This window comes from Canicola haemoglobinophilus, from assembly GCF_002015075.1.
In the GTDB taxonomy this organism is placed as follows: Bacteria; Pseudomonadota; Gammaproteobacteria; order Enterobacterales; family Pasteurellaceae; genus Canicola; species Canicola haemoglobinophilus.
Genome location: NZ_MUXZ01000033.1, coordinates 1 through 943, shown reverse-complemented (window position 1 = coordinate 943; position 943 = coordinate 1). Strand labels below are relative to the sequence as shown.

General features: G+C 45.4%; 1 pseudogene. It reads right to left on the bottom strand.

What is annotated here, in order from left to right:
• Window positions 1-943 (bottom strand): annotated as a pseudogene (locus tag B0186_RS09545) (IS1182 family transposase); the annotation flags it as partial.

The following is a 943-nucleotide window of genomic DNA, read 5'->3' as shown; positions in this document are numbered from 1 at the left end:
GGTCATTTTCCCTAATTTTTTTGCAAATGCTCCAGATGAGCATAATTGCAGCCATAAACCAAACAAAAACGCCCATACCACGAGGGCTATTTTCTTGATATTTTGTGCCATTGCAGCAAGAAAGCATTGCATTTGGACTTTAGATAATCCTCTATAACGGGCATAGCGGTGTCCATGATGTTCTTTAGCATCGGCAAAACTGCGTTCAACGGTTTCCGCTCGACGCTTGTACAGTGTTTTGCCTTGTTCTGAGAGTCTTACGGCGTTGGCGTTATCTATCGCTTCTTGGTAAATATGCCTTGTAATAAGACGCTCCGCTTTTTGGTTTTGGGTGCATTGTGTTCGTCATGGGCAAGTCTGGCAATAAGCGGGGTTGGATTTATAGGTATGATAACCTTCTCTTGTTGTGGTACTGTAAATGAGTGGTTGCCCCATTGGGCAGGTGTAGCTGTCGGTATACGCATCGTATTTAAAGTCTCGCTTTCTCAGGCTGTTTTTCCCTTTGGTCGGGCGGCGATAACCAAACACACCGGTAATCTTCCGTCGAGCAAGGCTTTCGGTCACAGGGGCGGTAAAATAACCCGCATCCAGTCCCACAGCTTTCGGTTTAAAGCGAAAACGGGTTGTGATGGCATCAAGGCGAGCGATATAGGGTTGGCTGTCATTGACATTCCCTGCGGTGGCAAAGGTGTCTACAATAATCCCGTATTTCCCATCGACAGTACGATGGTCGAGATAGAAGAAGCCTTTGGGCTTATTATCTCGGTGCATATAACCACTTTCAGGGTCGGTATTACTGACTTTGGTGTCTTTGACCTCTACCGCTTTCTCACTTGCCTTTAGGGGCTTTTTTCCTTTTTCTTCCCGAACTTTTGCCACATCTTCGTTAAGCATATCAATATATTGGCTCACACGCACTTCACGCTTTTCATTATGTTTTTTG